Below are 4,435 nucleotides of genomic sequence, written 5' to 3'. Positions count from 1 at the left end.
CGATCAGCGGCTCGCCATTGACGATGGCGCGCCTTGTCGCGCTGCCCATGGCGCCGCCGCGTTCCAGCATGCGCTGCAGGTCGGCGCGCGAGCCGTCGCTGCGGAACCAGGGATCGCCCTGGTCGTCGCTGTCGCGCCGATGGAACTTGTGCCAATTGGCGCGGTCCTGCCGCACCATCTGCGCCGCGCTGCTCAGCGGATAGCCGTCGCTGGCGCGGTGATCGCGATCGGAAATCCGCGCGACGTAAGAGCCGAGCATGTCGTCGGCTCGCGCCGAACCCGTCACCAGTGTCGCCGCCACCACCAGTCCGGCAACGGCCATTGCTTTCGAAACGGTCATGAAATCCCCCTTTTTGAAACGTCAGCGCCATCGTGCCCGATCCCGATGACGGGGATCGAGCCAAGCGGTTAGCACATTGAAGCGGTATTGAGTGTGATCTACATCGCCTTGCCGACGCGCGGCAGCGGCTGGGCATTTTTCGGCTGCGCGCCGCCCGACGCATTGGCTGTCGCGGTGGGCTGGCTGCCGGCCTTGTCGTTGCCCTTCGAAGCGGAGGCGGTGCCGTTGGCAGGCGTTGCCGGCGAAGTGCCGTTTGCCGGCGCGGCCGCGGTTGTGGTTGCCGGTGCCGTGGGCTTCGCCGCCGCGGGCGTTGCGAAGGCGCCGCCGACAATGCCGCCGCGGATGATCATCGGCGCCGGCTGATGCCCGGACTTTTCGGGAATAGCCGCGACCTTTTCGTCGGTGACGGCGGGCACGGGATCGCCCAGCGCAATCATCGATGGCGCGGAGAGCGCCGACAGCTTGGCCGGATCGATCGCGTCCAGCCTGACCACCGAAGGCGTCGACGTCGAGGGTCCGACTACGACGATCGACGACGCCTGCGCCGCGCCGTTCATTGCCAAAAGGCCGATGCCGAACGCTCCGAGCAAACGCATTACAAAAACTCCCCAGCCGGTAACCACCGGTCCGCACCTTAAGGCCGGCAAATTGAAGCGGGCTTGCGCGGAAACTTAACATTTTAGGGATTGATAAATCGCCAATGCCCGCCCTTGCCCGATGGAAGCCGTCGTATTACGGGACCGGCATGTTTGAGACTGGTGGCAAATTTGGCTGAGATATTGGCGGTTGGCGAGGCGCTTGAGCGGGCTTTGGCGTTGCTTAAAGCCGGCGACGTCGTCGCCATCCCGACCGAGACGGTTTACGGCCTGGCTGGCGATGCCACCAACGGCGTTGCCGTGGCGCGCATTTTCGAGGCGAAGGGCCGGCCGCGCTTCAACCCGCTGATCGCCCATGTCGCCGATCGCGCGATGGCGGACCACATTGCCGGCTTCGACCCGCTCTCGGCAAAACTCGCGCAAGCCTTCTGGCCCGGCCCGCTGACGCTGGTGCTGCCGCAGCGCGCGGACAATGGCATCCATCCGCTGGTCACCGCGGGGCTGGATACGATCGCGCTGCGCATGCCGCGCGGGTTCGGCGGCGAGCTGATCGCGCGGCTCGGCCGGCCGCTTGCCGCCCCCAGCGCCAATTCCTCAGGCAGGATTTCCGGCACGACGGCGCAGGCGGTCGCCGCCGATCTCGGCGACAGGATCAAGCTGGTCGTGGATGGAGGCGCGACGCCCGTCGGACTGGAATCGACCATCCTCAAGGTCGAGGACGGCAAATTGCGGCTGCTCAGGCCGGGCGGCATCGGCGCCGAGGAGATCGAGGCCGCCGCCGGCGCGAAACTGGTGCGCGGCGCTACCGGCATCGAGGCGCCGGGCATGCTTGCCTCGCATTACGCGCCGGGTGCGGCGATGCGGCTCAATGTTCAACAGATCGTGAGGGGCGAAGCATTGCTTGCCTTCGGCCGCAACCGCGCCGAGGGCTGGCAGAATGCGGCTGCTATGCGCAATCTCTCCGAGGCCGGCGACCTGCGCGAGGCGGCCAGCAACCTTTTTGCCGCCATGCAGGCGCTCGACCGCAGCGGCGCCGCCACCATCGCCGTCGAGCCGATCCCTTTCGAGGGGCTGGGCGAGGCGATCAACGACCGGCTCGCGCGCGCCGCTGCCCCCCGTGACAAGCAGGCCTGAGCGCCATAGGTTCTTGCCGCCATGAACGATCAGCCCTTCGACCTCGACCCTGCCGTCATCGACCGCTTCGCGGCAATCGTCGGCGACAAATATGCCTTGCGCGACCAGGCCGACATCGCGCCCTACATCACCGAGCGGCGCGGCCTCTGGCATGGCCGCACGTCGCTGGTGCTGAGGCCCGCCAGCGTCGAGGAAGTGAGCCGCATCATGCGGCTTGCGACCGAGACTGGTACGCCGATCGTGCCGCAGAGCGGCAACACCGGGCTGGTCGGCGCGCAGGTGCCGGACAAATCCGGTCACGACATCGTGCTGTCGCTGTCGCGGCTGAACCGCATCCGCGAGATCGATGTCTTGTCGAACACGGTGACCGTCGAGGCCGGCGTCATCCTGCAGACGCTGCAGGAGGCGGCCGACGCCGCCGACCGGCTCTTTCCGCTCTCGCTCGCCGCGCAAGGCTCCTGCCAGATCGGCGGCAATCTCTCCTCCAATGCTGGCGGCACGGGCGTGCTTGCCTATGGCAATGCGCGCGAGCTCTGTCTCGGCGTCGAGGTGGTGCTGCCGACCGGCGAGGTGTTCGACGACCTGCGCAAATTGAAGAAGGACAACACCGGCTACGATCTGAAGAACCTCTTCGTCGGCGCCGAAGGCACGCTCGGCGTCATCACCGCCGCGGTGCTGAAACTGTTCCCGAAGCCGAAGGGCAGGGAGGTCGCTTTTGCCGGCCTGCCGTCGTCCCCGAAAGACGCGCTTTCGCTGTTCACGCTGGCGATGGACCGCGCCGGAGCTTCGCTCACAGCTTTCGAGCTGATCGCCAGAAGGCCTTATGATTTCACGCTGAAGCACGGGCAAGGCATCACGCGGCCGCTGGCCGACGACTGGCCGTGGTATGTGCTGATGCAGATTTCGTCCGGACGCTCCGAGGAGGACGGCAAGGCGCTGATCGAGGAGATCCTGTCAGCCGGCCTCGAGCAAGGCATCGTCGGCGACGCGGTGGTGTCGGCAAGCCTGGCCCAGGGCGACGCCTTCTGGAATTTCCGCGAGACGCTGCCCGAATGCCAGAAGCCTGAGGGGGCCTCGATCAAGCACGACATCTCCGTGCCGATCGCCTCGATCCCCGACTTCATCGATAAGGCGGCCGGCGTGGTGGAAGGCGTCTGCCCCGGCGCGCGTGTGGTCTGCTTCGGCCACATGGGCGACGGCAATCTGCACTACAACATCTCGCGTCCGGTGGATTGGCAGGACGAGCCGTTCCTCGAGCTCTATCACCCGATGAACAAGGCCGTGCACGATGTCGTGCGCTCCTTCCACGGCTCGATCTCGGCCGAGCACGGCATAGGTCAGCTGAAGCGCGACGAGCTGATCGCCACGGCGCCGCCGATGGCCATCGACCTGATGCGCCGGGTGAAGGCCGCCTTCGATCCCGCAGGCATCATGAATCCCGGTAAGGTTATCTGATCCTTCCCATATCTGGTGGACGGTCGCATTCCGATAACCATCCCTGAGATCAGCAAAATTTAACCGACTTTCTTAAGCGCGCCGGTAAGAAGCCAGCGCTAACATTTCTTCCCATAACGAGGCCGGAAAAACCGGCCCTGAGAGAACCGGAAAACGGCCCTCAGGAGTAACAGGGAAGACATCGATGAACACTGGACTGAAGCCAGTCTGGGCCGGGCGCAACATGCGTCTCGACCCATTTCGCCTGCCGCAGATGGTGAGCTACGCCACCCGCGACGACTATGGCGATGTGACCTTCACCATCGACCAGCGCGGCGCCGTCATCCGCCGCATGCTGGAGATGAGCGGTTTGCCGGCGATCATCGCGCTGCCCGCCAAGGCGTTCCGCGGCGTTGCCGCGCGCGCCATGGAGGATCCGGACGGCAACGTCACCGTGACGCTCGAGCTCCTGCACAATGATCCGATGCTCTCGGTGCCGCTGCTGGTCGCCGACGATCTCGAGGACGTCGCCGCCGACTGGCGCGCCTGGGCCGACGCCTATCGCCTGCCGATGCTGCTGATCGAGGCCGACGGCATTGCCCGCACGCTGGAAGAATCGCTCGGCGCCGCCATCAAGGCGCTGCCGCCGCAGGAGCGCCGCAAGGGCCGCGTCTCCACCACGCGCCGCCCGCGCTTCCTCGCCCGCCGCAAGGCCGGCAATCTGGGCCTGAGGCTCGTCATCGACGGCCAGGAGATCATTGCAAGGGAGTAGGTTTCTTCTCCCCGTCTCTATACGGGGAGAAGTGCCCGGTGTCCGAACCGGATAGATAGGTAACAGAATGGACCGATTAGATGGGTGACAGTTTTCTTGCCAGCCGGGAGGACCGGCGATGGTTTGGCGAGAGACTGGCATCATGGATGAGCGGCTTCG

The 4,435-nt window shown here is 65.9% G+C and carries 5 protein-coding genes; 3 read left to right on the top strand and 2 right to left on the bottom strand.

Translation table 11 applies throughout. The features are described from left to right. Positions 1-340: hypothetical protein (locus EOA27_RS24240; RefSeq protein ID WP_127257434.1), on the bottom strand; the 340-nt coding region annotated here is incomplete at its 3' end. Between the two features lie 98 nt (positions 341-438). After that, a complete protein-coding gene (locus EOA27_RS24235; RefSeq protein WP_126078599.1) occupies positions 439-936 on the bottom strand; it encodes a hypothetical protein in 498 nt (165 codons plus the stop codon). A gap of 171 nt (positions 937-1,107) precedes the next feature. Between EOA27_RS24235 and EOA27_RS24230 the strand changes: the two genes are divergently transcribed. The 3 genes from EOA27_RS24230 to EOA27_RS24220 all read left to right on the top strand — a co-directional run bounded on the left by EOA27_RS24230 (position 1,108) and on the right by EOA27_RS24220 (position 4,276). Beyond that, positions 1,108-2,070 carry an L-threonylcarbamoyladenylate synthase gene (locus EOA27_RS24230; RefSeq protein ID WP_126078598.1) on the top strand — a complete coding sequence of 321 codons (963 nt, stop codon included), beginning with the start codon at positions 1,108-1,110 and terminating at the stop codon, positions 2,068-2,070. Positions 2,071-2,091: 21 nt separating this feature from the next. Continuing rightward, entirely contained in the window at positions 2,092-3,525 is a 1,434-nt protein-coding gene (locus EOA27_RS24225; protein ID WP_126078597.1) for an FAD-binding oxidoreductase, read from the top strand. A gap of 184 nt (positions 3,526-3,709) precedes the next feature. Further along, on the top strand, positions 3,710-4,276 hold the full coding sequence (locus EOA27_RS24220; protein ID WP_126078596.1) for a DUF6101 family protein: 567 nt from the start codon (positions 3,710-3,712) through the stop codon (positions 4,274-4,276). Positions 4,277-4,435: the final 159 nt, after the last annotated feature.

The sequence above is a fragment of the Mesorhizobium sp. M2A.F.Ca.ET.037.01.1.1 genome (assembly GCF_003998075.1).
Classification (GTDB): domain Bacteria; phylum Pseudomonadota; class Alphaproteobacteria; order Rhizobiales; family Rhizobiaceae; genus Mesorhizobium.
The sequence above is the reverse complement of the archived record's forward strand: the minus strand, read 5'-3'. Positions and strand labels throughout refer to the sequence as shown.

Coding starts and splice junctions, on each gene's coding strand:
- EOA27_RS24235 (WP_126078599.1), bottom strand. CDS start 936: ATGCGTTTGCTCGGAGCGTTCGGCATCGGCCTTTTGGCAATGAACGGC.
- EOA27_RS24225 (WP_126078597.1), top strand. CDS start 2,092: ATGAACGATCAGCCCTTCGACCTCGACCCTGCCGTCATCGACCGCTTC.
- EOA27_RS24220 (WP_126078596.1), top strand. CDS start 3,710: ATGAACACTGGACTGAAGCCAGTCTGGGCCGGGCGCAACATGCGTCTC.